A 25647-nucleotide genomic window follows, 5' to 3' on the forward strand; every position below is an offset into this window, starting at 1 on the left:
GCACTCACTACCTCGCCGCCATCCCACGGTTTTGATCGGAAGATACCGATGAATATATATAGAACCGCAAACCATCATTCCGAATGAGTATGGCCTCTCGTATGCAACAGCCCCTGTACATTCTCTCGGAGGACAGCGATCGAACACGCGGTCGAGCCGCCCAGGACTCGAACGTCGCGGCCGGCAAGGCGGTCGCCGAGGCGGTACGCACCACCCTCGGCCCGCGAGGGATGGACAAGATGTTGGTGGACTCGACGGGCGACGTCGTCGTCACGAACGACGGCGCCACGATCCTCAACGAGATGGACATCGACCACCCCGCCGCACAGATGATCGTCGAGGTCGCGGAGTCCCAAGAGGAGGTCGTCGGCGACGGCACGACGACCGCCGCGGTGCTCGTCGGCGAGCTCCTCGCCCGCGCGGAGGACCTCGTCGACGACGACATCCACCCGACCGTTATCGTCGAGGGGTACGCCGAGGCCGCCCGGCTGGCCAACGAGGCCATCGAGGCCAGCGTCCTCGATGAGAACCTCGACGACGACCTGCTCGCGTCCGTCGCCGAGTCCTCGATGACCGGCAAGGGAACCGGCGACGTCGCCGCCACACACCTGGCCGAGCTCGTCGTGCAGGCGGTCCGTGCCGTCGAGGACGCCGACGGCGAGATCCGCGACCGCATCCATATCCACCCGCGCGCCGGCGCGGCCTCCTCCGCGACCGAGGTCGTCGATGGCGTGGTCGTCGACGAGGAGCCCGCCCACGACGGGATGCCCCGTGAGGTCGAGGACGCGACCGTCGCGATCCTCGATGCGAAACTCGAAGTTCGGCAGGGCGATGTCGACGCGGAGTACTCGATCAGCTCCGTCGAGGGCCTGAACGCCGCCATCGAGGCGGAGGACGCGGAGCTTCGTGGCTACGCGGAGACGCTCTCGGAAGCGGGCGTCGACGTCCTCTTCTGCCGCAAGAAGATCGACGACCGCGTCGAGGGCTACCTCGCGGACGCCGGCATCCTCGCGTTCGAGAGCGTCGGCTCCTCCGATGCGAGCGAGGTCGCCCGCGTCACGGGCGCGAAGCGGCTCGGCACGCTCGACGACCTCGAGGAGTCCGACCTCGGCCACGTCGAGTCGATCTCGATCGAGCGCTACGGCGAGGACGAACTCGCGTTCATCCGCGGCGGCGACGCCGCCGAGGCGGTGACGCTGTTCGTCCGCGGGACGACCGAGCACGTCGTCGACGAACTGGAGCGGGCGATGAACGACGCGGTCGACGTCGTGGTCGCCGCGCTCGATGACGGCGGGGTCGTTCCCGGCGCGGGTGCGACCGAGATCGCGATCGCCGCGCACGTCCGTGACGCCTCCGCGGGTGTCGAGGGGCGTAAACAGCTCGCGATCGAGGCCTTTGCCGACGCCGTCGACGCGCTGCCGCGCACGCTCGCGGAGAACACGGGTGCGGACCCGATCGACACGCTCGTCGACCTCCGTGCGTTACACGACCGCGAGGGCCGCGCCGGCGTCATCGCCGAGGGCCGCACCGCCCACGTCGGCGACCCGCTGGAGGCGGGCATCGTCGACCCCGCCGCCGTCAAGCGTGAGGCCGTCGAGTCCGCCACCGAGGCGACGACGATGATCCTCCGCATCGACGACGTCATCTCGGCCGAGTAGGGCGGCATCGCCGCCGAATAGGGCGGCATCGCCGCCGAGTAGGGCGGCATCGGCGCACACGATACGGCGACGACAACGGCGAAGCCGATCTTTATATACAATCACGGGAAGGCCGATAGCGTCTCCGCCGAATGCGACCAGGATACTGAAGATGCGACGCGAATGCGGTATTTTTGTCCTCCGGCGCGCGCGAGGAACGCGCGCGAGGGTCCGACCGACGCCCGAAGCGACGCGGAGGGCGTCGGTTGGCGGCTGGGGAGGGGGAGGCTGACGGTGCGAGCACGTTCGGCGGAGCGAACGGGACGAATCGAGCCGGGTTATAAGCGATCCCGCCGGGGCGGGTTGATATCCGACCGTTCAGGACCCGCCATGCTGACGCCTCATCGGCTCCAGCGTCCCCGGTGTGATCCAGAAAGCGACAGGTACAGAACGGTCCATCACATAGGAATGTACCGTGACAGACGACGCTGACGCCGACGCGACGGCGCACGGCGATCCCACGCGACGCACCGCGAGTGTCAACGCCGCGACCGACGCGGGCGAGGCGGACCGGCCGACCGATCGGGTGGCGTCGGAGACCCCCGATGACGACCGCTTCAGGCCCTCCGAGGATATCGACTTCTCGGACCTCTCGCTGCCACAGCGGGTGTTCGTCGCCGCCCTCCAGAACCCGATGCGGGGCGTGTTCATCCTCATCCTGTTCGCGTTCGCGTTCTCGTTTTATATCGCGTTCTGGATGGTGTTCCCCCAGGTCGCCGCCTTCATCTCGGCGCTGGGACTCGTGTTGATCGCGATCCTGATCGGGATCTACTACGTCCTCGATCGGGTGACGTGAGGTCGTGGTCGGTCAACGGATTTGGGAGCTGCATTTATAAACAAAGATGCGCTGTTGAATTTCTCAATCGGTGACAGTTTTCGGTTCTTGTGCAGGATACAGAGGGTGAATTCAGCACTCTCTCCATAGAAGTATTTGTTAGTTAATATTTAATCAAGTGGAGACCTACAGTGATTGTCGCTACTCTTTACCACCACAGGCTCTCAATCCGAGGCTTCAGGCCGCAAAAGCCCATTCACGCCATGTGGTCAGGAACAAGTCCGTAACAAGCACTTTTAGAGATCTAATTGGTCAGATAGAGAGTCGATATTGAGATTCGGATGTGGATTTGGGGACAGAAACTGAATTTCACTCTTTGTTTTCTAGGAGTGGAATGTACAATTGTGTCGTTGCATCCATATTGCCGATCTCCATTGTAAGGTCCGCTGCGTGCATGCCGGTCTTATTCGATGCTTTCTTGATTAAATCCGGCGTCCACTTATCTCCCGGCCTGATTCGGCTTGATGTAGTATGGTAAGGAACATCAGTTTTTTTTGTATTGAATGTGATGTGTCCTCCAGATATAATTTTTCGGATGGGTCCATACCATTTATCCTGCTGTTCCGCGTCCTCGTCATATCCCTTCCCGATGAATCGGCGAGTCACGAGCGTTTCAAGACACGTTTCCACGTGCTCTGGTTCTGTAAGTTCCGGATACTGAGAAGAAACCTCGTCGAACTCTCGCTGTATTCTTGCAGCCCAATCAGCTGGTAACATCGCCATATCGAGTTCTCTGATTACAAGAAGTAACTGACGTGTGTCTTCGTTAAGTTCTGACTCATTGGGAGCAGATCTCTCGGCTTCACTGAGCATAATACGGAGACCACGGGCAACCTCTGGATATTCCTGCTCTAAAGCGTTGGCTGCTTCTAAGTATTCTAAATCATCGTACCGCCTTGGGTCTTCAAACATATTGACTCAATCACACTAGATCAATGTAATTTTTACTAAACATCTATTATTAGTTAGATTACAGAACATCTAGCAATCCAACTTATATCTAATGCAAGACTCGCGCTCTATATGCAGCACGATAACAGAAACATGTCTCCGATTGAGGATTTCAACAGAGCCAGTACAGAGTATCCGTTCACCGTTTCTTGATGTACTGAAGCCCAGTAGGTTTATTCAGTTTTACTTCAAGTTACTCCTATGAATCAACATATTTCCGGGACTCTTGATGAGGCAGCAATCAAAACGTTCCTTGAGAATCAATCGACGGGGACACTCGCGCTGGCGGATGAAAATGATTCGTATGCTATTCCCGTTGGGTTTACATTCGCACCAGAGACCGAGGATTTCTATTTTCGACTCAGTTACGGTGTTGAAAGCCGGAAGCGGGCGTATATCGAAACGACCGAACGGGCGACCTTCGTTGTCGCTGCCGAAACAGAATCGGGATGGAAAAGCGTCGTCGCAAGCGGTGAACTTGAACACCGGAGTACCGTCGAGAACGTGGACCAAGTGACGCCACCTGATCGAGAATACAGCGATGCTGAATATGAACTGCATATCCCGTTCTACCATGTTTTCGAGGCCCCGTCTGAACTGCTGTTTACGCTTGTGCGCCTGCGCACAGACGAACTTACCGGAGTCGCAGAAGCCACTGACGTCTGACCCGAACCGCGTTGCTGCATATGCGCCCTGTATGCAGCACGATTCTCGTGTCAGTTCTGGAGTATTTCGGCAGAGCCAAACAAGCCCGCCGGTATATAAATCAGATTTCGAAGTAGATAAATCGACAACGCTGCACGGGCTTCGCGCCGTTCCCGGCTGCGACGTGTCTGCGCAGATCTCCCGGACGTTTTTTCAACACTGATGACTCGTTTCGCTCGTCAATATAGTGTTGGAAAAGCGTCCTGACGGAGTTCCACGCGAGCGCCAGCGAGCGTGGAGCAAGTCAGGACGTGAATGACGAAGCGGCTGCTGCAGAATGCAGCAGCCGCGAGGAATGAACGTCCTGACGGAGATTTGAACTCGTCAAGACGGTCCGGGCGTGCGGCGCTTCGCGCCGTTCCGGGCTGCGACTTGCCTGCTCAAATCTCCCGGACGTTTTCACTTCGCAGACCGCTCGCTTCGCTCGCGGAGTTGCTTCGTGAAAACGTCCTGACGGAGATTTGAACTCCGGTCCCTGGCTCCGCAAGCCAAGAGGATAGTCCACTACCCTACCAGGACTCAACTTCAACTATCCGGGAAGTACTTAAGACGGTTACGGTCCGGCCGTCCCGTGTCCGGTGATCGCATGCGGGATCGCACGCGACACGGCTATATCGACGCGTGACATCCGGACCCTATGAATCGACGGACCCTGCTTGCCGGAACGGCGGTCGCACTCGCCGGCTGTACGGCACGCGGCGAGCAGCCGGATGGGTCCGACGCGGGGGACGGCAGCGGTATCGACGCAGTCGACGACGCCGCCGACGGGAGCAGCGACGTCGAGGACCGCGACATCGACAACCACGGCATCGATGATGACCTGACGATCGACCTCGGAAAAACCGCACCGGAGATGGCACCCGGCGCGGTCGACGTCGCCGTCGACGCCGACGAGCTACACATCGACGGAACCGTGACGGGAGCGACTGGCTGTCACGTCCCCGCGGTCGAGACGGCGACGGTCGAAGGCGACGAACTGCAGTTGGTCGTGATCGCCGTCTCCGATGCCGCCCCGGATCAGCTCTGCACGCTCGCGCTCACCGAGGTCGGCTACGAGGTAGACGTGGCGTTCGGGGGGGACCTTCCCGCGGAGATCACGATCGTGCACGACGACGCGACCGGGCGGAAAACGGCGGCGACGGAGTCGCTCTCGGCGGATCCAGCCGCTTTCAGCGGGGGGTAGCCCCGCACGACGCCGAGCGCTTTTATCCTCTCCCCCTCCAAGCCCCTTCCATGCGGCTCGACGAGTTCCTCGAATTCGAGACGAACGAGCGCGCCGAGCGCCGGCGACTCGCCCGCGAGAAGGACTACGGGATCCTCGACCATCTCGACTCCTTCGAGCGACGCTTCGAGGAACACGTCTCCGAGGACGCCATCGTCGGCAGCGTCTCGCCCTCCATCTTCGTCGGTCGTGCGAACTATCCAACCGTCTCCACCGGCCTGCTTTCGCCAGTCGGACGGGAGGCCGACGCCGAACGCTTCGCGACCTCAGCGGCGTGGTACGACGAGGGGGTGTCCATTACGGACGTCTTCGACCGGCGGACGAGCCTCCTCAACTCGACGAAGGGCGTCGACGTGACGGGCGTTTCGGGGACGGCGACGGCATCGACCGGGAACGCGAGGCTGGGCGGCTCCGTCGAGGACGTCTGGGAGGGCTGGCTGGGCGTCCAGCGCGAGGTCGCGATCGCCGATCGGCCGGTCGACGTCGAGATCGGTCTCGACGGCCGGCCGAACCTCGACCTCGAGGTCGGCCTCGACGACATCAAGACGCCGACCGGCCCACGGGCGACGGCCCGGACCGCGGCACTCGGCGAGAACCCGTACGTTCCACGGCCGGTAAAAAAGACCCTGGAGGACGACGACTGGCGCGCACAGGGGGCGATGACCTACCTCTACCGGCGCGGGTTCGACGTCTACGACATCAACTCCATCCTCTCGGCCGGCGCGTTGGGGCGGGGAGCGAACCGGCGGCTCGTCCCGACGCGCTGGTCGATCACCGCCGTCGACGACACCATCGGCCAGTACCTTCGGGGAACGGTTCGGGACGCCCCCACCATCGACGCCGTGGAAGTCCACCGAAACGAGTACCTCGGCAACGCATTTTGGGTCATCCTCGTCCCCGGTTACTGGGAGTTCGAGTTGGTCGAAATGAAGGCCCCGGGCTCGGTGTGGAACCCCGATCCCGACGCCGGGATCTACCTCGCGGCCGCAAGTGAGGGGCGGGACGGGCGGACCGGCTACGTCGAGGAGACCGCGGGCGCGTACTACGCCGCGCGGCTCGGCGTCCTCGAACACCTCCACGGCCGGGATCGGCAGGCGAAAGCCCTCGTCTGCCGACATGTCTCCGACGACTACTGGGGTCCCGTTGGTGTCTGGGGGGTTCGCGAGGCGGTCAGAAACGCCTTCGAGGGCGAACACGGCACCGCGGAGACCGTCGGGGAGGCGCTCCGTGGCGTCGCGTCATACCTCCCCATCTCGCTCGCACGCCTGCGCCGGAAGTCGACGCTCGCGGCCGGCTTACAGTCGACGCTCGGTGATTTCAGCGACGAGGACTGAGCGTCCGCGTCAGAGGGTCACTCGACGCGTTTCGCGAAGCCGAAGCGCGGCTTCAGATCCTCGATCACGACGGTGACCGTCTCGCCGACCGCCGTGTCGGGAACGAACAGCGTGTAGCCGTCGAGGTAGGCGATCCCGTCGCCCTCCTCGCCGACCTCCTCGATCTCGACGTCGACCCGGTCGCCCGCAGAGACGGGTGCCGTGAGCCGACCCTTCCCGACGAGGTAGACCTCGGACGACGAATCGCGGGAGGCCGGCGGCGACATCGTTCGGACGTACTCGAACGACGGCTCGACGTCACGACGGAAGTCGTCCAGATCCTCGCCCTGAAAGACCTTCACGACGAAGTCGCCGCCGGGCCCGAGCAACTCCTCGGCGACGTCGAACGCCTGTCGGGCCAGATGGACCGACCGGGCGTGATCCAGCGAGTACTCGCCGGTCATGTTCGGCGCCATATCGGAGACGACGACATCCGCGCCGTCGTCGCCGACGGCTTCCCGGAGGTAGTGGCGGGTTCGCTCCTGAGTCATGTCGCCGCGGAGCGTGACCACGTCGTGGTCGTCGAGGTCGTCGATCCGCTGGAGATCGACGCCGACGACGGTCCCGGTTTCGCCGACGGCCTCCGCGGCGACCTGCAGCCAGCCGCCCGGGGCGGCCCCGAGGTCGACGACGGTGTCGCCGGGCGAAAACAGCCCGGCCTCCTCGTCGATCTGTTTCAACTTGTATGCGGCGCGGCTCCGATAGCCCTCCTGTTTCGAGCGGTTGTAGTAGTCGTCGCGTCGAGTCATGCGCGGCTCACCGACGGGGTGCCGGACCGCAGGGCGACCGTGGACGAATTCGTCTCCATGGGCTCCGAAGACGTTCCACTCGGAAAGCGACATCGGATGTCGCTGGGACTTGTGAGGGGGCATGGCCGGGACTCAATCGCCCGCGTCGGCCTCCGCACGGTATCGCCTGCTCACCGCCTTCCAGCGGCCCGAGCGGAACAGCCCGTAGTTGATCCCGCCGGGGACGAACGACTCTAAGACGAGCGCGAGATAGAGCCCGGCGACGCCGAGCGGGGTGACGAGCCCGATCAGCGCGGCGGGTAACGCGAACAGGTAACGCCCGACCAGCGAGGCGACGAACGGCCAGCGGGTGTCGCCGGCGCCGACGAGCGCCCCGGTGGAGGTGCCGTCGAGTCCGAGGCCGACGGCGCTGATCGCGGCCACGGCGACGAACGTCGTCGTGACGGCCAGCTCCTCGCCCCCGGACACGAAGATGGAGGCGATGGGGGAGGCAAGCAGGATCACGCCGCCGGCGACGACGAGGTACGTGACCATCGCCAAGCGAATGATCCCCGCGCCGTACGCCGCCGCTTCGGCCTCCTCGTCGGCACCGAGATGGCGGCCGACGAGCGAACTCGACGCCAGCGACATCCCCCAGTTGATGCTGTTTATCATCGACCTGACGCGCCGGGCGACCTCGAGGGCGGTCACGACGACCGGCCCGAACGAGGCGGCGATCCAGAGCAGCGGAAAGATGACGAGCCCCCCGGCGAGCCGACGGCCGATCTCCGGGGCGGACACCTCCAGAAGTCGGGTGATGACGCTCCACTCGACGGACGCGGTCGCCCGGGTGATCGGAACGGGGCTCGGCTCCATCCCCAATCCGCCATATGAGCGCCCGAGCATGCCCCACGCGAGGACGACCATCACCACGCCGGTCGAGACGGTCGTCCCGAGTGCCGCCCCGGCGACGCCCATCCCGAATCCGAAGATGAACAGCGCGCTGAGGACGACGTTGAGGAGCGCGCCCGCGGCCCGGATAACCATCTCGGTGAAGGTGTCGCCGACGGCGGTGTAGGTCCGGCTGGCGATGAGGTTCAACAGCTCGAAGAGAACCGCAGGCGTCACGAAAAGCAGGTAGAGCGTCCCGTACCGGAGTGCGTCCGGACCCGCGCCCAACACGCCGATCAGCTCGGGGGTGAAAAAGACGAAGACGAGCATGACCGGGATCGAGACGCCGACCGCGACGAGAACGCTCTGGGTGACGACGAGCGCGGCACGGTCCTCCCGGTCGGCCCCGTAGTTCTGCGCGACGAGGCTTACGGTTCCGCCCGCAAGCCCCAAACCGAGGAGCACGACGATGCTCCAGTAGCCGAGCGCGAACGCGAGCCCCGCGGTTCCGGCCGTCCCGACCGCGATCCCGACCATCGCGAGGTCGGCGGTCTGTTTCGACATGATCGCGAGGCCGGTGACGATCCGCGGCCACGCGAGATCGAAGGTCGGTCGGAACCGATCTGCGCCGATGATCCCCAGCCGATCGAGGAGACGCGAGAGCGCGGCGAGCGGATCCGCACGGGGACTCGGCATTGTCATCCCTTCCGCGGGCGTACACTTGCCTTTGGCGACAGCCGGCCCGGTTGCCGGTGATGGGTCAGACGGGCGAGCGGGCCGGGAAATCGATCGTCAGGCGTCGTCCTCGGCGTCGGCGACGAGTTCGTCGTAACGTGCGCCCGTCTGTTTCAACGTCTCCGTCGAGTAGAGCCGCTCGTGCTGGAAGGGGAGATACTCGGCCGCAAGCTCGTCGATCTTCGCGTCGACGGCCTCGGCCTCCCGGCCGTGGATCATGGTGAACAGGTTGTATTCCCACTCCTGTTCGGGTCTGCGCGGTCGGTGATAACACAGCGTGACGTACGGGAGGCTCCCCACCGACTCGCCGCGTGCGTCGAGCTCGTCGTCGGGGACGTTCCAGACGACCATGCAGTTGTTCCGGAAGCCCGTGACGACGTGGTTGACGACACAGCCGATCCGCTTGATACAGCCGTCCGCGAGGAGCCGGTCCACCGCCGCGAGCGTCTCGTCGAGGTCGGCGTCGATGGCGTCGGCGATATCCGCGTAGGGGGTCGCCGTGAGCGGGAAGCCGTCCTGGATCTCGATGAGCAGGGCCGCCTCCAAGGGCGTGAGGTTTCCGCGAGCCTCCTCGGAGATGCGGGTCGCGGAAACCGTCGTCGACTCGACCGACTCGCGGGCGAACCGGTCGTCGTTGACCACGGGGAACTCGAGGTCGATGTAGTAGTCGGTGAGCATCGGGAGGTTCAACACCGTACATCCGGTTCGCTCCTCGATCTCCGCGAGGATCGCGTCACGCCGCTCTCTGGAGCCCGCAGTGACAACGAACCACTGGTTCCACTCGTGATCGCGGCGATAGTTGTGGTTCACCTGCCGATAGCCGTTTATTACCTCGGCGACCTCCTCGAAGCGGTCCTCGGGTGCCTGCACCGCCGCGAGCGTCGAGGAGCCGATAACGGGTGGGTTCAACACCGCGCCAAACCGGCGGAACACCCCCTGCTCGCGAAGGGTGCGGACGCGTTCGAGGACCGCGTCGCCGTCGAGCGATCCGAGGCTGGTCACGTCGCCGTCGATCGGCGCGTCATCCACCGCTCCATCTGACGATCCCTCGGAGAGCGTCGCCACGATTTCGCGGGCGACACGCTCAAACGGGTTCGGCTCCACCGGAAATCCGCTCTGGTACTCGTCGATCAGGACGGCGTCGACGGCGTCGATCCCCGCCCGCCAGTCGGCCTCCACGCTCATTGGTCGAGTAAGGGGTCGTGGCTATCTACGGGTTTCGATGGGAAAGGGAGCATCCGGGTCCGGGGGCCGGACGCGCTGGCTGGCGGTTCAGTCGGTCGATCCGCTCGCGGTCCCGGTGGTCGGTTCGAAGGGCCGGGCACTCGCATGGAGCTGTTCCGGGGAGCAGCCGGCGACCATCGCGGCCGCCTCGATCGTGAGCGTTCCGGACCGGTAGAGCGTCAGCGCGCTTGCCACGGAGTGGGTCGTCATCGTGTTCAACCACACATATACTGCAGGTATTTATAATTCTATCGGGTTTTAGCGTTCGTACGTAGCTCGAAAACGGATCGAGCGTCATGTATTCTGCATCACAAACGCGTATGAGTGCGCGTTTGTAAAATTCATATATGTGCCTGAGTGACACACTACGGGGGCGTGAACCACCGATCCATCCACCTTCGGTGAGTTCGCCGCGCGCCGCCGGCTCACCGGTGATCCCGCAGTCGGCCGGAGCGAGGGATATCGACGGCCGTCGCCGCGTGTCCCACCGCGGTTTCCCACGCGTTGGGAGACGAACGGGAGGCTTTTGGGTTGCGCCCCCGAATTCGCGGACATGGCTCAGGCGACCCAGGAGTTCGGCGAGTGGCCCCTCAAGCGGCTGATGACCGAGGTCTGCGGATCGGGACATAAGTCCGCGGACGACTTGACGCGCGCACAGGCGACCGAGGCGTTCGAGCGGATCCTCGCGGGCGAGCCCGACCACACCACCCTCGGGGCGTTCTGGCTCGCGAACCGCTGGAAGCGGAACACCCCCGAGGAACTCGGCGCCTATACCGACGTGATGTGTGAGCGCGTGGAGTACGCCGAACCGGACTGTGACCCCGTCGACTGCGGGGCCAACTACGACGGGAAGGGCCGAACCGCGATCCTCGGCGTCGCCGCCGGCTGCGTCGCGGCCGCCGCCGGCACGCCGATCGTCGTCCACTCCGGCGATCGCGTGCCGACCCAGAAGCAGGACGCGTATAAACACGTCCTCGACGAGCTCGGCGTCGCCACCGAGCTGACGCCGCGCGACTCCGCCGCGATGGTCGATGAGACCGGCTTCGGCTTTTATTACCAGCCCGCGTTCAACCCCGCGATCGACGACCTGTTCGAGCGCCGCGACATGATGGGCGTTCGGACGTTCGTGAACACGATCGAGACGATCGCCAATCCCGCAGGCGCGTCGACGCACCTCGGCTCCTTTTATCACCTCGCGTTCGCGAAGAAGGTGACCGACACGTTCGTCGCGAGCGAGTTCCACGACCTCGACCGCGTTCTCATGTTCCAGGGGATGGAGGGCTATGACGACGTGCGACCCGGCTACACCAAGGTCGCCGAGTGGGACGCCGACGGCGGCGACGGCGAGCCGACCTTCGATGACTTCGAGATCGAGACCGCCGAGTACGGCATGGACCTCGAAAGCGAGGACCTCGAAGTGGAAGACGTCGCCGTCGACTCCGCAACGATCACCGAGGCGGTGCTCTCGGGGGAGCGGGAGGGTGACTTCGCGGACGCCGTGGCGCTCAACGCCGCGTTGCGGATCTACGCCGGCGAGGATGCCGACTCGATCGACGAGGGGCTGACGCTCGCATGCGAGGCCATCGACGACGGGTCGGCCGCGGCCGTACTTGAGGACCTCCGGGCGTTCTGAGAGCGCCCGGACCGGCGACCCACCTTTTAAAAGCCGGGCGTTCGCTCACTCGGGAGCCGGCGGCATCGACCGTTTGTGGGCGCTCCGTTCGTAGAGTTCCACGACGCGGTCGACGGCCGCCTTCGGGACGTCAAGTTCCCGGACGATCGCCGACCGTGAGAGGCCGCCGTCGACGTGAACGGCGAGGATCGCATCGACGGTGTCGTAATCGAGCCCCATCTCCTCGGCGTCGGTTTGTCCGCTCCACATCCCCGCGGTCGGCTCCTGCATGACGAGGTCGTACGGGACGCCGACGTGGGCGGCCAGCTGGCGAACCTGCATCTTGTAGAGGTTTCCGATCGGGTTGCAGTCGACCGCCTGGTCACCGTATTTGGTGAAATAGCCCGTCATCGCCTCCGCACGGTTGCCGGTGCCGAGGACGACCCGGTTCTCCGCGTTGGCGACGAAGTAGTTACAGACCGCCCGCGTCCGGACGAAAACGTTCCCCTTCGCCATTCGGCTCTCGGCCGCCTCGGGAAGCGCCTCGAAAAATGCGTCCGCGATCGGCTGGATCTCGACCACGTCGTACTCGATCCCGAGGGCCTCGGCGACGCGCTCGGCGTCGCTCATCACGTCCGGGTCGTTGACTTCGGATGGCATCGTGATCCCGTGAAGCCCCTCCGGGCCGAGCGCCTCGACCGCGAGATACGCGGTGAGCGTCGAGTCGATCCCGCCGGAGAGGCCGAGGACAGCACCGTCAGCCCCCGCCCCGTCGACCGTCTCGGCGATGAACGAGACGATCCCTTCACGGGTCGTTTCGAGTTCGTCCTCGGACAGTCGAAGGTCGAGCGGCGGGTCGTCCGACAGCAGTACGGTCTCCGTCGACGTCTGGCTCATGGAGGTGAAGTGGGGCTCGGTCGACTAATAGCTCGTCGTTCGTCGGATATCGGTGGTCGTATATCCGATTTTATACGGAAAAGAAAACGGATAGGAAATAATCGGCGCGTTCCGGACGGCTCATGTGTGGATCGACCGTCCCTTATTCGTCTTCGAACACGCCGCGCCGGATCAACGGAACGAGCCCGACGAGCCCGAAGACGACCGCGAACCCGCCCACGTAAAGCAGTTGGGAGACCGGATCGGGCGGCGAGAGGATCGTTCCGGCGATCACGGCGACGACCACGGTGAGCGCCCCCCACGCGAGCAGGAGTTCGGTCCGTGACGCCGGCTTTCTCCGGGCTCCGATCCAGCGGGTGAAGACGGCATAGACCGGAACGACGAGGAACGGGACGAAGATCGCGGCCGCCGTGAGAAACGTTCGAGCGAGGCCGCCCATGCCGCGTGCGGCGGCATCGCGGTTGAGCACGTAGCCGATCGCGACCACGCTCGCGAGGAGCAGGATCGCCAGCACGCCCGCGAGAACGGCCCCGCCGAGTCCGAGAGCGGTCATGGTGCCCTCCGCAGGTGTGTCGGCCTCCGCAGCTGTGTCGACCTCGTCGGGCGACCGCCCCCAGCGACGAGGGACTGGTGGGCCGGACCGATCGCATCGACGATACCGCGGGCGATTCCGATCGGGATTCGGTTCATACAGGTGGAGTGATAGCCGATCACTAATAGACCCGCCGTCGTGTGGAGCCGATCCGCCCGATGTGGCGGGAACACTCGACGGCGTTCAGGTGGTATCGCGGCGGTACCTGACCTCGCGAAGGAGGTCGCGACGTGTCCGTTCGCTCGTCCGCAAGGTGGCGTGAACCGCGAGCGAGGCGGCGAAGGCGATCGTTCCGAGCTTGCCGCCGGTTCCCGCGAGGAACGGCGCGGTCGCGACGACGAGGACTCCCACGAGCAGCCCGGCGACCGCGACCCATCGGGTGTGGGAGATCCGTCCCGTATCGGTCATTCCTGCGAAGGACGCGCCGAACGCGGTCGCGGCGAGGAACGCGCCGTCGCCGACCGGCAAGAACGGAAGGCCGATCGCGGCTGCGACACCGACCAGCCCGGAAGCAAGCACGGTGTCACCGGTGAGCCGAACGTGCAGGAGGAACGTCGCGGCCGCAGCGAGGCCGCCGACCGCGAGCGCCATCGCCGCCGTGGTCGGGTCGGGTATCATCGTCGTCGGCGTCTCGGACGACGCGAGCAATGTGATGGAGACGACGCCGACGAACGCGGTCGTCCCGAGCTTTCCACCGACGCCCTGATAGACGGGCCGGGCGACGAGAAAGAGCATCGAGGCGGCGACCGCCGCAGCGGCCGTCGACGCGTAGCTTCCGAGGACGGCCGGTGAGGTCATGCCAACGAACGCGCCACAGTAGGCCGGGACCGCGCGGTGCGGGAACAGGAGTCCCGCACCGACGCCGACGAGGGAAGCCCCGAGAACGACGGATACCTCGCCCTCCACGGCGAGTCCATAGGTGACGATCGCGCCGGCGACGATCGCGACCGCGATCGCTCCATCCTCCCGCGCCCCCGGTCGATCAGCGAGCCGGCCGATGAGCTGATCGGGACGCTCGCGACTCGGCCGCGTGGAGGAGTGCTCCCACCGCGCACGGATGACGAGCGTCCGGAGGAACCGCCACTCCGCGACGATAGCTACGAGGACCGCGAACAGCCCACCGACGAGCCCGAGGGTGACGGGAAGCGGCGCGTGTTCGACCGTGCCGGCGATGCCGACCGCGACGAGCGTGATCGCGGCGAGCGAAAGGAGCAGACAGCCGATCGCCGTCCATACGCCGATTGCGACGGGTCGGTCTCGACTCCCTGCGGTCACAATGCACCGTCGTACGCCGCGAGGAGAAGTCCTTCGAGCGTCGCGTCGTTCGTCGGCGGCTCCCGGGCGACCGCGATCGCCTCCTCGACCGGGACGGTCCGGGGGACGAGGAACTCGTTGGAGTCGGCCTCCGCCTCCACGGGTTCGAGCCCCTCGGCGAGGACGTACCCGCGTGCGTGTCTGAGCAGACCGGTCGTGCACCAGACCTCCTGCAGCAGGGTCGTCGAGTCGGGTGCAAAGCCGGTCTCCTCGGCGAGTTCGCGGGCACCGGCCTCCGTGTACGACTCGCCGGGTTCGACGATCCCTGCGGGCAGTTCGAGGCTCGTCTGCCGTGTCGCCGGGCGGTACTGCTCGACGAAGAGGACGTGTCCGTCCGCGATCGCGATCACGACGGTCGCCGGCGGCAGCTCCGCCCAGTAGTAGTTTTTCAGTCGACCGTCGGGCTGTTCGACGCGATCGTAGCCGCCGACGAACCAGCCGGAGTCGTACTCGACGGCGACCTCCTCGACGGGCCACTCCGGCTCGCCTGGGAGCGAATGGAGACGGCCGTCGGAAAAGGCGGGCAGGTCGCGGAGATCCGCCGCGGGATCGACGGCGAGGGGCGGTTCGTCACCGTCGTTACCGACCGGCGATCCGTCATCGTCGTTACCGACCGGCGATCCGTCATCGTCGCCACCGGCCGGCGTGGGATCGGACTCGCCGGTCATGGTTGGACGATCCGCACGTGGTAGATCCGTCCGTCGTACTCGACGCGGACCCCCTCGTCGGTCTCGGCCGCCGAGAGGGTGTGTGTCAGCGAGTCGACCTCATCGAACGGGGTGTGTGTGAACCACTCCTTGAGCCCGAACGGACCCATCTGGTAGCCCTCCGATCGGCCGTCATCGCTCGCGAGCGCGCTCGTCAGATAGGGATACCGGCGTTCGGAGACGTCGTTGACGTCGACGGCTTCCTCGTCCGTTTCGATCGCATCGACCGTGAGATAATACGGGTCGCCCGTCCCGAGATAACTCGGGAGCGCGCCCAACGCGAGCAGCGCGACGATGACCAGCGCGATGGCAATGAGGAGATTCCGGGTGACCCGGCGCATGGACGGAGATACGTGCCGACGCCGAATACCGGTTTCGAACCGATCCAACAACGGACGGCAGTGTGGCTCGTTCGGGTCACGCCGAGACGGACACCGACGATCGATGCCTACTCGATAGCACGGATGAGATCGAAGAGGTCCTCCGCATAGCGGTCCGGTTCGAGCCCGAGATCGACATCGATGGCGACCGAGATCGCCGAGGAGAGGTCCTCCTCGACGCTCGTCTCGACGTTTTCGGCCGGAAACGCACCGCCGCCAACAAGGACGCTGCCGTCGACCCGCCAGACGGCCATCCGTCCGACGACGACGATGTCATCCATCTCGATCGCCACCGGGGCACCGTCCGCGGCGGGAAACGAAACCGGCTCGAAGGGGACGACCCCCTCGAGGTCGGTTTGACGGGCCTCCATCCCGGCGTCGACGGTCAGCGTGTCCGTCCCCACCTTCTCGATCTCCTCCACGCCGTGTGCGGCCATCTGCGCTTCAAGCGTCGCTCGAACGTTGGTCTCGACTTCATCGAGGATCTGGCCGCCGCCGACGCCACCCGGAAGGTCGGTCAGATCCGGATCGAAGGTAATGCGGCTGGCGAAAAACGAGACGGGGGCATCGGTCACCTCCCCGAGGGTCTTTTCGGCCAACTCCGAGCGAAGCGGTTCGTTCTCGTAGGTCCTCGTCGTCGCCGTCGCGGTCAACTCCGCACCGGCGATCGACTCGCTGAACGCCTCCGCTTTTTCCTCCTCGACGAGCCCCCAGCCGTCGGATTCAAGCCGGTCCTCCGGGACGTCCGGCGGGCTCGGCGAGGCGCTCGCCAGACAGCCCGCGACGGCAGTCGCCACGCCGCTCCCGGCGGCCGCAGCGAGAAACCGACGTCGATCCATATCCGTTCTCGGGAACTTCAGGGTCATGAACATATCGGCGATCCGTCCGGGTGGACGGCCACACCGGCTGTGAGACGGTCGTGGCGCATGGCACCTCCACTCGCCGGCGGTCCGAACACGCCGACGGCCTTCACGCGCCGGCGGTCCGAACACGCCGACGGCTTTTACTCGCCGGCGGCCGTCCCGATCCGCATGGAGTTCCGGTTCGAGATGGCGCTGTGTGCGGCGCTCGAATCGCCGGACCGGATCGTCGCCAGACAGCTCGGCGCGGGTGTGGCCCGTCCGGGCGGGCGGATCGTCGACGTCTGTCTCCTCGATCCCGGACCGGGCTTTGCGGACCGCGCCGCGATCACGCCGCGACGGATCCCCGTGACGGCCATCGAGGCCCCCGTCGGGCCTGGGTCAGCGGTCCCGATCGCCGAGGCCTTCGATCTACCGCCGGAACGTGCCCACGCCGTCGCGGACGCGGCCGTCGAGGCGGGCTATTTCGAGCGTGAGCGCCGTGACGGACGGCCCGTCGTTCGGGCGACCGCCCGCTACCCGGACGACTGGGTCGGCTCGCTCACCGCCATCGAGAACAAACCCGACCTCGGAACGCCGGGCGACCTCCGTGCCCAGCTCCGGTATGACGTCGCGCTCGGCCTCTTTGATTCGGTCGTCCTCGCGACGGCCTCGTACGTCACGCGGGCCCACCTCAACCGGATCCCGGACGCCGTCGGCGTCTGGCGGTTCGACCCGGAGTCGGGCGAGCGGGAGGTGATCCGCGAGCCGACGCCGCTGACCCCGGATGCCTCCGGCGTCGAGATCCTGTCCGAGCAAGCCGCACGAACCGACATCGTGCCCGTCGATCCCGAGGCGAAGGCCCGACGACGACGACGGATCGCCGAGCGGGCGTACGGGAAGGGATGGCGACCGGCACTACCGGGTTGTACGCACGGCGGGGCGACGGCCGACGGACGACCCGTCTGTACCTACTTCGACCGCGTCGTCGATCCCGGCCGGGACTGTGGCGAGGCCTGTCCGGCCTACGAGCCCGCCGATCCCCCGAGTTGTGACCGCGACCGGCTCCGTGCGGAACGGTCGGCGTGGGTGGCTGAGCCGACGGATGGCGGGCCGCGACGACAGGCGGGGCTCTCCCGGTTCGGGTGACCGATCGGCCGGCCGTCGATCCGAGGGCGGTCCCGGGTGGGTCGAACGGGTCGCTTCCCGCTCCACGGCAATTCTTATGCCGCGAGCGCGGCATCAGTCGCTTATGGACGACATCGACGACATCTTCGTCGCACGGCTGATGACGACCGATATTCACACGGTGACCCCGGACACCCTCGTGGAGGACGCCGCGGGTGTCCTGCTCGATAACGACATCAGCTCCGTGCTCGTCGTCGACGAGGCGGACCAGCTCGTCGGGATCTTGACGACGACGGACTTCGTCGAGATCGTCGCCAAGAGCCAGCCGAAAGCCCAGACGACCGTCGAACGGTACATGAGCACCGACCTCGTGACGACGGATGCACAGGCGTCCGTCTCGACGGTCGCCACCCGGATGGTCGAACGGGGATTCCACCACATGCCCGTCGTCGACGAGGACGGCACCGCCATCGGGATCATCACGACCTCCGATCTGGCTGCGTACGTCTCGACGGCGGACGTGAGCGCGTCCGTCTGACCCCGCCGACGTGAGCGCGTCCGTCTGACCCCGCCGACGTAAGCGCGTCCGTCTGACCCCGCCGACGTGAGCGCGTCCGTCTGACCCCGCCGACGTAAGCGCGTCCGTCTGACCCCGCCGACGGGAGCACTCGATCTGATCCCGCCGAAGCCGCCGATCCGGCCGGCAAGGCGTGAACCTTGCCGACGTCGCGGACGGGATCGGCGGCCTGGAGGGTGGTAGCCACAACACCCGCCACTATCTGTGGGGTCTTACCGCGTGATCCCATACGGATCGGCATGTCCGAACGGCTGCATCTGAACCTCTTCACGATGAACTCGGTCGAGCACGTCTCGCCGGGTTCATGGACGTATCCGGGCGATCAGTCCGTCCGCTACACGGATCGCGACTACTGGACGGAGGTCGCCCGAACCGCCGAGCGCGGCGGCTTCGACGCGGTCTTCTTCGCCGACGTCAGGGGGATCTACGACGTCTACGGTGACGACCGTGATACCGCCGTTGAGCGGGCGGTCCAGACACCCGCGAACGACCCGCAACTCGTCGTTCCGGCGATGGCCGAGGTCACCGACGATCTCGGATTCGCCGTGACGCGATCGACAACGTATACCCATCCGTACCAGCTCGCTCGCGAGTTCTCCACGCTGGATCACCTCACCGACGGCCGGATCGCGATCAACGTCGTCACCTCCTATCTGGAGTCGGCGGCGGCGAATCTCGGGTTGGAGGAGCGGATGGACAAGGAGACCCGGTACGACCGCGCTGACGAGTTCCTCGACGTCTGTTATGCGCTCTGGGAGGACTCCTGGGAGGACGATGCGGTCAAACGTGATCGGAGTGCACGACGATATACCGACCCCGCGAAGGTCCACTCGATCGACCATGAGGGCGAGCACTTCTCCGTGCCGGGCCCACACGGTTGTGAACCCTCGCCGCAGCGGACGCCGGTGATCTATCAGGCGGGCTCCTCGGATCGGGGCCGGGAGTTCGCCGCCGCGAACGCCGAGGCGGTCTTCGCCAGCCAGCCGACCGAGGAGGGCGTTCGCGAGTATATGCGGGACGTGAAATCGCGCGCAGCGGACCACGGACGCGACCCCGAGAGCCTCCGCTTTTTCATCGGCGTCGTTCCCATCGTCGGGGAGACGGAGGCGGCCGCGCAGGCGAAACACGAACGCTACACCGAGCACGTCGACGTCGAGGCGACGCTCGCGCTGTTGTCGGGCTTTCTCGACATGGATCTCTCCACGCTCGATCCGGACCAGCGCGTCGAACACATCGAGACGGACGCGATCCAGGGGACGATGAACGCGTTCACGACCTCCCAGCCCGACCGCGACTGGACGGTACGGGAGGTCGCACAGTTCTGCGGGCTGGGAACGACCTCCCCGACGATCGTCGGGACGCCCGAGGACGTCGCGGACGAGCTCCAGTACTGGCACGAGGAGGTCGGCGTCCACGGCTTCAATATAAAAGAGGTCGTCCGTCCGAACTCCCTCCGGGACTTCGTCGACCTCGTCGTCCCCGAACTCCGTGAGCGGGGGCTCGTCCCGCCGGCTGACGAACCTACCGTGGGATCCACCCTTCGCGAGCGCCTCCTCGGGGAGGGACGGGCGCGGCTCCGCGACGATCATCCGGCCAGACGATAGGTCCGGTTACTCACCGATGTCTCGTCCCGACTGCTGAGCGGAGATGATACCAGCGTGGTCGAGTCCCGATCCCTCGACAGGCGGGGGAAGTCGTCGTCGAACGTCACCAAGGGCCAGTCGTTCCTCACCGCAAACGGGAGGTGATCTTTGCCGGGATCACCCAGTCGGTCCTGGTCGCGAGCCGTGTGTACGGTTCAACCACGACGACGCGGACCATCGGCGACCGGAACCCGGATACGTTCGTCACAAGACAACGGCCTCATGACTCGGCCGCTTCCGCGGAACGGCAGTCGTCGATGCGATCGGAGAAAAACCGCTGGCCTCGGCACTCATAGGGCTCGTCATCGCCGGTGCCGAGGCGGCTCGGAGCGGTGGATCGTCATCGGCCGGCCGTCGCTACGCTCGCCCGAATGAAAAACGGCCCGCCACGCATCTTCCGAACGACCCCTCCCTACTCGCTCACGGCTTTCGCCGTTCGCTCCGTGAGGAAGGGATTCACCGCCTCATTACAGTTAAAAAGCCGCCGCCGTAAGGGGGAGTATGGCCAAATACTCGACGGGCGGAGGCGGCGGCGACGGCGGCGGCGGTGCCTGTGAGCTGTGTGGGGGGGAATCGTCGAACCTCAAACAGGCGAACGTCGCCGGCGCGCGGCTGCTCGTCTGTTCGAACTGTCGCCCCCACGACGACGCGCGCAAGGGTCGTGGCGGGGGCGGGCACGGTGGAGGCGGCGGAGGCGGCGGCGGATCCTCGGGCGGCTCCGCCGGCAGTTCGGGTCACGGATCGACCAGCCGACGCAAGGAGGTCGCCCGGAAACAGGCCCGGGTGTACGACGCCGCGACGGGCGATTCGACCCACTGGGAGGAGGAGGGAACCAACTACGAAAAGGACCGGCTTCCCTACCTCGTCTCGGGATACGACGATCGGGCGGTCGCCGCTCGACAGGACGCGGGCCTCACCGTCGAGGAGCTCGCGTCGGAACTCGACATAAGCGAGGACGACCTGCTCGCCGTCGAACAGGGTCGCGCCGCACGCGCCGGCGTCGGCGGCTCCGTCGTCCGGGCGATCGAGGAGCGCCTCGACGTCGAGCTCGTCGACGAGTAGGACTAAAAAGAACCAGGGTGGCGCCGCTTTTGTAATAGATCGCGGCTACCGTTCCTCGACGTGGCGCACCTCGACCGCGACGCCGCGGGTCGAGGCGGCCATCTCCGGGCCGCTCATCTCGGCACGGCCAACCGCGAACGCCTTCGGGCCCTCTATCACGACCTCGTCGCCGACGCGGATCGTCGGATCCGCATCGGTGATCCCCGGCGCGAGCACCGATCCACGTGGAACGAACGGGTCGATCGTGACCCGTTTCGTCGGCGCGTCGCTTTCGACCCACCGCCTCGCGCCCGCGAGCGTGAACGAGAGCGTCCCGTACTGCGGAACCATCGTCGCGAGCTGTGCGCCCGGCTCGCCGTCGCGGCCGGCGTCCGGATCGTCGGTACGGACCTGGAGTTTGGGGTACCGTCCCGTCGTCCGGATCGACCCGAACAGGTCGTCGCCGGCGGCGTCGCCGATGAGGTAGTCGGCGATGGCCCGGACGGTGTTGTGCTCGCGCTCGCGCTTGCTGTAGGCCGGTTCGCCCTCCAACGCCGCCGCCAACGCCGCGAGCGACTCGTCGGTCGTCGGGTGGTCGACGCAGGTGTACTCGAAGGGAACCTCGACCTCGGGATCGGCCTCGACGCGTTCACATATCTCACGGTAGCCCTCCGTGGGGACGTGGGCGATCACCCGCGAATAGCCGTCGTTGCGGAGCAGGTATCGTCGCAGAACCTCCGAGACGAACCCGACCTCCGCCTCGGACCAGTCGCCGGTGACGACCGTATCGTAGTGTTGTGCGGGATAGGTCGTCTCCAGCTCCTGCGGGACGACGCCGATCGGCGAGGTCATCGAGACGGTGTGGCCCCGCCAGGCGATCGCGTCGTGGAACTGCCGGTGGCTCTGGGAGTCGCTGTAGGGCTTCGTCGCCGAACAGGGAACCAACACGAGCGGCTGATCGGTAAACCGGTTGCGGTAGCGCGTCGTCACCCGATCGGCGAACCGCTTGATCTCCACGCGGTCGAGCGTCTCCGCGCTCGCGGCGGTGATCTCCGCCTCGCGCAGGATGGGCGTTCGCTCCTCCAGATAGCCCCACTGGGTGTCGAACTCCCGCAGCGTCGCCGTGAGCCACCCCTCGTGTCGGACCTGCCCTTCGAGGTAATCGCGAAGCCGTCCCGCGCGAATTCGCTCACGAACCCGGGCCAACTCCGCCCGCAGGGCGTTGACGTTGTGCTCGGCGCAGTCGGCGCGCGTGAATGCCGAGCGCGGCCCCGCACAGGCCGGACACGCACACGGCAACTCGGTCAGGTCCTCAAGGAAGTGGGCGGCATCGGCGGTGAGATACCGCCCCTGCAGCCCCAGCGCCCTCGCGCGGGTCGCATCGAACAGGTCGATCCCGGCGTACGCGAGCGTGGCGACGTTTCGCGGCGTGGCGACCCCGGAGAGCACGCGGGCGGCGTCCGCCGGCAACGATCCGGTGGCCGACACGATCGCGTCGCGGAACGCCTCGCCGTGGCCGATAAAGCCCGCAGCGTCCGCGAAGACGTAGGCGTCCGCGCCGACGTCGCGAGCGCCCGCAACGTCGATCACGGCGGCGACGGGAAACGCGACGTCGGGGTGTTCGACCCGAAACGAGTCGGCGACCTCCTTGCGGGTGCCGGCCGGGAAGGCGCGGTGTGGGAGCACGGTGAGTACCGATCCGTCGCCGTCGGGGATCGCCCGTTCGGCCGCCCAGAGGCTTCCGGCGTCCTCGATGAAGGGATCCGCGAGCGCGGGCGTCATCACGGGGTCGGCGAGGCGGAGTTCGCCAAGCCGCGCCGCGCCGTCGCGCTCGTGAACCTCGAAATACTCGGTCATATCCCCTCTCACCCGGGGACGGTCAATTCTCTTGTGTTCTCCCGTGGGGCGTCTCGCCCGCACCACGGCCGATGGTTCGACGGTGGCTTCGGGACGCCCGTGTGCCGTGTATGTCTCTCCCGGAGCCGTCGGACCGGCGCGGCCCCCTCAGTCCGATAAGCGATCGTTCGAGATCAACGATCGACGGCCTCGCGAAGCCGTTCGGCGATCGCGGCGGAGGAGCCCCACGGATGGTCGGCCGCGTCAAAATCGCCTCCCCGGACCCGTTGCATCCGATCACGATGCCGGGAGTCGACTCAGCGCCGCTCGAACGCGATCGGCTCGCCCGTGGTGTAGTATGGACCGCCGAGTCGGCCGACGACGGGAAGGTTTCGACTGTCGAGTTTCCCGTCGGTCAACGCGTCCTCGGCGACGTGGTACCGGACCACCTCCCCGAGGACCATCGTCCGATCGTAGACCGACAGCGAGTCGTACAGCGTACACTCCATGCTGACCGCGGCCGCGGCGACCCGCGGGGGCGTGACGACGTCCGAGGGTGCATGCTCGATCCCGGCGTGGTCGAACTCGCTTTCGTCCGCCGGGAGGGTCGTCGCGGTGAGATCCATCGCCTCGATCAGGTCCTCGGTGACGACGTTGACGACGAACTCGCCGGTGTCGAGCGCGTTCCGCGGCGTATCCTTCAACTCGCCGTCCGGCTTCGTGCTACAGTTGAACACGAGCACGGGCGGCGAGGAGGAGACGTAGTTGTAGGAGCTGAACGGGGCGAGGTTCTCGACCCCATCGTCGCTTACGGTGCTGACCCACGCGATGGGGCGCGGCGCGACGGCCGTCTTGATGATCCGATCGTCGACGTCAGGGCCCGGTTCAAGCGAGAGCGATCGTCGCATGTCGACCCCATTCTGCGGCCAGCGGGATAACGACGCGTGTTGGGGATCCCGTCGGAGTCGACCGATCGGTTCCGTTTATATACTCAAAAAACGGGCACGCGACGGGTTATAAAACAGTCCGAAACCTGCCGAGTGGGCGCTTATAAGGGGTCGTTCGAAACCGACCGATCGGGCACTTATAACAGATCGTTGGAGACCAGCCGATCGACGGCCTCACGCAGCCGCTTCTCGCTCGCCGCATACGAGATCCGCGCGTAGCCGGGGGCGTTGAACGCGCTCCCCGGCACGCAGGCGACGGCCGCCTCCTCGATGGCCGCCGTACACCACGCCTGATCGTCGTCGTCGACGGGCAACATCATATAAAAAGCCCCGTCGCCGACGTCGACATCGACGCCGTGTTCGTCGAAGAGGTCGACGAGCAGGTCCCGCCGCTCCTCGAAGGCGGCACGCATCTCCTCGACCTCGTCGTCGGTGTTTTCGAGCGCCTCGACGCCGGCGTGCTGGACGAAGTTCGTCGCACACGAGACGGAGTGGGAGTGCAGTTTGCCGGCCTGGCCGACGAACTCCTCGGTGGCGTGGAGGTAGCCGAGCCGCCACCCGGTCATCGAGAAGGCCTTCGAGAAGCCGTTTATCGTGATCGTTCGGTCGGCCATGCCGTCGAGACTCGCGAGCGACGTAGGCTCGACGCCGTAGGTGATCCGTTCATAGATCTCATCGGAGATGACCGCGAAGTCGTGTTCGACCGCGAGGTCGCGCACGCCCTCCAAGGCGGCCTCCGAGAAGACCGCCCCCGTCGGGTTCGACGGCGAGTTGACCACGAGCAGCTCGGTGTCGTCGGAGACGACTTCGGCGAGCTCGTCGAGGGCGGGCTCGAGCTGGAAGCCGTGCGGGGCGAGGTCGACCCGCGAGAGCGTCCCGCCGGCGAGTTTGGCCATCGCCTCATACGAGACCCACGCGGGGTCCAAGAGGACGACCTCGTCGCCGTCGTCGATGAGCGTCCCGAATATCTCATACAGCGCCTGCTTGCCGCCGGGGGTGACGATCACCTCGTCGGCGGTCGCGTCGATGCCGTTGCCGCGAAGCTTCTCCGCGATGGCCTCCCGAAGTTCGGGGATGCCGTTCGAGGAGGTGTAGCCGGTGTGGCCGGCATCGAGGGCGGCCTTGCCCGCCTCGACGACGGTCTCCGGCGTGTCGAAGTCGGGCTCGCCGACCGAGAGGTCGATGACGTCGGCGCCCGCCGCCTTCCGCTCCGCCGCGAGGTTCGATATCGCCAGCGTCGCGCTGGGCTCTACGCGTCCGATCCGTTCCGAGTAGTCGTATGGGGTGCTCATTCTCTGTGGTTCCGTATGTTCAGGTGTCCGCGGGACCGAGTTCCTCCGCGAGGTCGATCGCGGCGTGAACCGCCTCCGCGCCCTTTTCGACGCGCTCACGCGCCTCGGCGCCGGACATCCCCGGGCCGCTCACGCCGAAGGTGACGGGGGTGTCGCGGTCGAGGCTCACGTCGGTCAACGCGGCGGCGGTCGCCTCGGCGATCACGCGGTCGTGGTCGGTGTCGCCCGTGACGATGGCGCCGACGACGGCGACGGCGTCGACCCCCTCGCGGCGTGCGAGGCGATCGGCCGCGAGCGGGCTATCGTACGCGCCCGGCACCGCGATCTCGTCGGCGATGACGGCGTCGCGTGCCGCGGCCGCCTCACGGGCGGCCTCGGCCATCGGCTCCGTCACGGAATCGTTGAACCGTGCGACGACCAGTCCCAGCGTAACCATACGGATCGCTCGCGTCGGCGACGGCAAATGTCTACCGTTCCGGGA

At 66.1% G+C, this 25647-nt stretch carries 25 protein-coding genes and 1 tRNA gene; 10 read left to right on the forward strand and 16 right to left on the reverse strand.

Translation table 11 applies throughout. The annotated features are described in order from the left end of the window. The first annotated feature begins 101 nt into the window (after positions 1 to 101). On the forward strand, positions 102 to 1658 hold the full coding sequence (gene thsA, locus CHB65_RS02140) for a thermosome subunit alpha (RefSeq protein ID WP_089383384.1): 1557 nt from the start codon (positions 102 to 104) through the stop codon (positions 1656 to 1658). 454 nt (positions 1659 to 2112) lie between these two features. Beyond that, entirely contained in the window at positions 2113 to 2493 is a 381-nt protein-coding gene (locus CHB65_RS02145; RefSeq protein ID WP_089383385.1) for a hypothetical protein, read from the forward strand. A 348-nt stretch (positions 2494 to 2841) separates the two neighbouring features. Here CHB65_RS02145 and CHB65_RS02150 read toward each other — a convergent pair whose 3' ends face one another. Next, entirely contained in the window at positions 2842 to 3444 is a 603-nt protein-coding gene (locus CHB65_RS02150; RefSeq protein ID WP_089383386.1) for a hypothetical protein, read from the reverse strand. Positions 3445 to 3684: 240 nt separating this feature from the next. Between CHB65_RS02150 and CHB65_RS02155 the strand changes: the two genes are divergently transcribed. Continuing rightward, positions 3685 to 4149 carry a pyridoxamine 5'-phosphate oxidase family protein gene (locus CHB65_RS02155; RefSeq protein WP_089383387.1) on the forward strand — a complete coding sequence of 155 codons (465 nt, stop codon included), beginning with the start codon at positions 3685 to 3687 and terminating at the stop codon, positions 4147 to 4149. Positions 4150 to 4634: 485 nt separating this feature from the next. Here CHB65_RS02155 and CHB65_RS02160 read toward each other — a convergent pair. Beyond that, positions 4635 to 4707: transfer RNA gene (locus CHB65_RS02160), tRNA-Arg, on the reverse strand. Between the two features lie 118 nt (positions 4708 to 4825). On the opposite strand from CHB65_RS02160, the gene CHB65_RS02165 reads away from it, so the two are divergent. Further along, positions 4826 to 5371, forward strand: a complete 546-nt coding sequence (locus CHB65_RS02165) for a hypothetical protein (protein ID WP_089383388.1) — start codon at positions 4826 to 4828, stop codon at positions 5369 to 5371. 50 nt (positions 5372 to 5421) lie between these two features. Then, positions 5422 to 6744 (forward strand): DNA repair protein NreA, encoded by a 1323-nt coding sequence (gene nreA / locus CHB65_RS02170; RefSeq protein WP_089383389.1) that lies wholly within the window; start codon positions 5422 to 5424, stop codon positions 6742 to 6744. Between the two features lie 17 nt (positions 6745 to 6761). On the opposite strand, the gene CHB65_RS02175 is transcribed toward nreA, so the two are convergent. From CHB65_RS02175 to CHB65_RS17240, 4 genes are all read right to left on the reverse strand, one after another. Then, complete coding sequence (locus CHB65_RS02175; RefSeq protein WP_089383469.1) at positions 6762 to 7532, reverse strand: RlmE family RNA methyltransferase; 771 nt, start codon at positions 7530 to 7532, stop codon at positions 6762 to 6764. A 132-nt stretch (positions 7533 to 7664) separates the two neighbouring features. Further along, positions 7665 to 9098: an MATE family efflux transporter gene (locus CHB65_RS02180; protein ID WP_089383390.1), complete on the reverse strand. Its 1434-nt coding sequence runs from the start codon at positions 9096 to 9098 to the stop codon at positions 7665 to 7667. A 96-nt stretch (positions 9099 to 9194) separates the two neighbouring features. Beyond that, entirely contained in the window at positions 9195 to 10322 is a 1128-nt protein-coding gene (gene ahbB, locus CHB65_RS02185) for a siroheme decarboxylase subunit beta (protein WP_089383391.1), read from the reverse strand. Positions 10323 to 10409: 87 nt separating this feature from the next. Then, positions 10410 to 10571 carry a DUF7317 family protein gene (locus tag CHB65_RS17240; RefSeq protein WP_179213556.1) on the reverse strand — a complete coding sequence of 54 codons (162 nt, stop codon included), beginning with the start codon at positions 10569 to 10571 and terminating at the stop codon, positions 10410 to 10412. Positions 10572 to 10914: 343 nt separating this feature from the next. On the opposite strand from CHB65_RS17240, the gene CHB65_RS02190 reads away from it, so the two are divergent. After that, positions 10915 to 11994 carry an anthranilate phosphoribosyltransferase gene (locus tag CHB65_RS02190; protein WP_089383392.1) on the forward strand — a complete coding sequence of 360 codons (1080 nt, stop codon included), beginning with the start codon at positions 10915 to 10917 and terminating at the stop codon, positions 11992 to 11994. Between the two features lie 45 nt (positions 11995 to 12039). On the opposite strand, the gene CHB65_RS02195 is transcribed toward CHB65_RS02190, so the two are convergent. From CHB65_RS02195 to CHB65_RS02220, 6 genes are all read right to left on the reverse strand, one after another. Further along, complete coding sequence (locus CHB65_RS02195) at positions 12040 to 12870, reverse strand: NAD+ synthase (protein WP_089383393.1); 831 nt, start codon at positions 12868 to 12870, stop codon at positions 12040 to 12042. 142 nt (positions 12871 to 13012) lie between these two features. Beyond that, entirely contained in the window at positions 13013 to 13423 is a 411-nt protein-coding gene (locus tag CHB65_RS02200) for a hypothetical protein (protein WP_089383394.1), read from the reverse strand. Between the two features lie 222 nt (positions 13424 to 13645). Continuing rightward, positions 13646 to 14737: a hypothetical protein gene (locus CHB65_RS02205; RefSeq protein WP_089383395.1), complete on the reverse strand. Its 1092-nt coding sequence runs from the start codon at positions 14735 to 14737 to the stop codon at positions 13646 to 13648. Then, positions 14734 to 15444 (reverse strand): NUDIX hydrolase, encoded by a 711-nt coding sequence (locus CHB65_RS02210; protein ID WP_089383396.1) that lies wholly within the window; start codon positions 15442 to 15444, stop codon positions 14734 to 14736. Before CHB65_RS02210 ends, CHB65_RS02205 begins: the two co-directional genes overlap by 4 nt. Continuing rightward, the gene (locus CHB65_RS02215; protein WP_089383397.1) at positions 15441 to 15824 is read right to left on the reverse strand and encodes a hypothetical protein; all 384 of its coding nucleotides are present in this window, start codon (positions 15822 to 15824) and stop codon (positions 15441 to 15443) included. Before CHB65_RS02215 ends, CHB65_RS02210 begins: the two co-directional genes overlap by 4 nt. A gap of 107 nt (positions 15825 to 15931) precedes the next feature. Next, positions 15932 to 16702: a twin-arginine translocation signal domain-containing protein gene (locus CHB65_RS02220; RefSeq protein ID WP_089383398.1), complete on the reverse strand. Its 771-nt coding sequence runs from the start codon at positions 16700 to 16702 to the stop codon at positions 15932 to 15934. A gap of 192 nt (positions 16703 to 16894) precedes the next feature. Here CHB65_RS02220 and CHB65_RS02225 point away from each other — a divergent pair, with 192 nt between their 5' ends. From CHB65_RS02225 to CHB65_RS02240, 4 genes are all read left to right on the forward strand, one after another. Next, positions 16895 to 17851: a DUF5787 family protein gene (locus tag CHB65_RS02225; RefSeq protein WP_089383399.1), complete on the forward strand. Its 957-nt coding sequence runs from the start codon at positions 16895 to 16897 to the stop codon at positions 17849 to 17851. A 103-nt stretch (positions 17852 to 17954) separates the two neighbouring features. Continuing rightward, complete coding sequence (locus CHB65_RS02230; RefSeq protein ID WP_089383400.1) at positions 17955 to 18368, forward strand: CBS domain-containing protein; 414 nt, start codon at positions 17955 to 17957, stop codon at positions 18366 to 18368. 278 nt (positions 18369 to 18646) lie between these two features. Beyond that, positions 18647 to 20011 (forward strand): LLM class flavin-dependent oxidoreductase, encoded by a 1365-nt coding sequence (locus tag CHB65_RS02235; protein WP_089383401.1) that lies wholly within the window; start codon positions 18647 to 18649, stop codon positions 20009 to 20011. 540 nt (positions 20012 to 20551) lie between these two features. Continuing rightward, positions 20552 to 21112, forward strand: a complete 561-nt coding sequence (locus CHB65_RS02240) for a helix-turn-helix domain-containing protein (RefSeq protein WP_089383402.1) — start codon at positions 20552 to 20554, stop codon at positions 21110 to 21112. Between the two features lie 45 nt (positions 21113 to 21157). On the opposite strand, the gene arcS is transcribed toward CHB65_RS02240, so the two are convergent. The 4 genes from arcS to ribH all read right to left on the reverse strand — a co-directional run bounded on the left by arcS (position 21158) and on the right by ribH (position 25602). Further along, positions 21158 to 22948 carry an archaeosine synthase subunit alpha gene (gene arcS, locus CHB65_RS02245; protein WP_089383403.1) on the reverse strand — a complete coding sequence of 597 codons (1791 nt, stop codon included), beginning with the start codon at positions 22946 to 22948 and terminating at the stop codon, positions 21158 to 21160. Between the two features lie 296 nt (positions 22949 to 23244). After that, a complete protein-coding gene (locus tag CHB65_RS02250) occupies positions 23245 to 23835 on the reverse strand; it encodes a flavin reductase family protein (RefSeq protein ID WP_089383404.1) in 591 nt (196 codons plus the stop codon). A gap of 176 nt (positions 23836 to 24011) precedes the next feature. Continuing rightward, a complete protein-coding gene (locus tag CHB65_RS02255; RefSeq protein ID WP_089383405.1) occupies positions 24012 to 25166 on the reverse strand; it encodes a pyridoxal phosphate-dependent aminotransferase in 1155 nt (384 codons plus the stop codon). Positions 25167 to 25185: 19 nt separating this feature from the next. Next, positions 25186 to 25602, reverse strand: a complete 417-nt coding sequence (ribH, locus tag CHB65_RS02260; protein WP_089383406.1) for a 6,7-dimethyl-8-ribityllumazine synthase — start codon at positions 25600 to 25602, stop codon at positions 25186 to 25188. Between the last annotated feature and the right edge of the window lie 45 nt (positions 25603 to 25647).

The sequence above is a fragment of the Halorubrum vacuolatum genome, assembly GCF_900188065.1.
Taxonomy (GTDB): domain Archaea; phylum Halobacteriota; class Halobacteria; order Halobacteriales; family Haloferacaceae; genus Halorubrum; species Halorubrum vacuolatum.

Excerpts from the sequence above, each read along its gene's own strand:
- ribH (WP_089383406.1), bottom strand. The coding sequence starts at position 25,602 with ATGGTTACGCTGGGACTGGTCGTCGCACGGTTCAACGATTCCGTGACG.
- CHB65_RS02230 (WP_089383400.1), top strand. The coding sequence starts at position 17,955 with ATGGACGACATCGACGACATCTTCGTCGCACGGCTGATGACGACCGAT.
- CHB65_RS02150 (WP_089383386.1), bottom strand. The coding sequence starts at position 3,444 with ATGTTTGAAGACCCAAGGCGGTACGATGATTTAGAATACTTAGAAGCA.
- CHB65_RS02180 (WP_089383390.1), bottom strand. The coding sequence starts at position 9,098 with ATGCCGAGTCCCCGTGCGGATCCGCTCGCCGCGCTCTCGCGTCTCCTC.
- CHB65_RS02165 (WP_089383388.1), top strand. The coding sequence starts at position 4,826 with ATGAATCGACGGACCCTGCTTGCCGGAACGGCGGTCGCACTCGCCGGC.
- CHB65_RS02215 (WP_089383397.1), bottom strand. The coding sequence starts at position 15,824 with ATGCGCCGGGTCACCCGGAATCTCCTCATTGCCATCGCGCTGGTCATC.
- ahbB (WP_089383391.1), bottom strand. The coding sequence starts at position 10,322 with ATGAGCGTGGAGGCCGACTGGCGGGCGGGGATCGACGCCGTCGACGCC.
- CHB65_RS02235 (WP_089383401.1), top strand. The coding sequence starts at position 18,647 with ATGTCCGAACGGCTGCATCTGAACCTCTTCACGATGAACTCGGTCGAG.
- CHB65_RS02190 (WP_089383392.1), top strand. The coding sequence starts at position 10,915 with ATGGCTCAGGCGACCCAGGAGTTCGGCGAGTGGCCCCTCAAGCGGCTG.
- CHB65_RS02220 (WP_089383398.1), bottom strand. The coding sequence starts at position 16,702 with ATGGATCGACGTCGGTTTCTCGCTGCGGCCGCCGGGAGCGGCGTGGCG.
- CHB65_RS17240 (WP_179213556.1), bottom strand. The coding sequence starts at position 10,571 with ATGACGACCCACTCCGTGGCAAGCGCGCTGACGCTCTACCGGTCCGGA.
- CHB65_RS02175 (WP_089383469.1), bottom strand. The coding sequence starts at position 7,532 with ATGACTCGACGCGACGACTACTACAACCGCTCGAAACAGGAGGGCTAT.
- CHB65_RS02240 (WP_089383402.1), top strand. The coding sequence starts at position 20,552 with ATGGCCAAATACTCGACGGGCGGAGGCGGCGGCGACGGCGGCGGCGGT.
- nreA (WP_089383389.1), top strand. The coding sequence starts at position 5,422 with ATGCGGCTCGACGAGTTCCTCGAATTCGAGACGAACGAGCGCGCCGAG.
- CHB65_RS02225 (WP_089383399.1), top strand. The coding sequence starts at position 16,895 with ATGGAGTTCCGGTTCGAGATGGCGCTGTGTGCGGCGCTCGAATCGCCG.
- CHB65_RS02255 (WP_089383405.1), bottom strand. The coding sequence starts at position 25,166 with ATGAGCACCCCATACGACTACTCGGAACGGATCGGACGCGTAGAGCCC.
- CHB65_RS02250 (WP_089383404.1), bottom strand. The coding sequence starts at position 23,835 with ATGCGACGATCGCTCTCGCTTGAACCGGGCCCTGACGTCGACGATCGG.
- CHB65_RS02195 (WP_089383393.1), bottom strand. The coding sequence starts at position 12,870 with ATGAGCCAGACGTCGACGGAGACCGTACTGCTGTCGGACGACCCGCCG.
- CHB65_RS02200 (WP_089383394.1), bottom strand. The coding sequence starts at position 13,423 with ATGACCGCTCTCGGACTCGGCGGGGCCGTTCTCGCGGGCGTGCTGGCG.
- arcS (WP_089383403.1), bottom strand. The coding sequence starts at position 22,948 with ATGACCGAGTATTTCGAGGTTCACGAGCGCGACGGCGCGGCGCGGCTT.
- CHB65_RS02155 (WP_089383387.1), top strand. The coding sequence starts at position 3,685 with ATGAATCAACATATTTCCGGGACTCTTGATGAGGCAGCAATCAAAACG.
- thsA (WP_089383384.1), top strand. The coding sequence starts at position 102 with ATGCAACAGCCCCTGTACATTCTCTCGGAGGACAGCGATCGAACACGC.
- CHB65_RS02210 (WP_089383396.1), bottom strand. The coding sequence starts at position 15,444 with ATGACCGGCGAGTCCGATCCCACGCCGGCCGGTGGCGACGATGACGGA.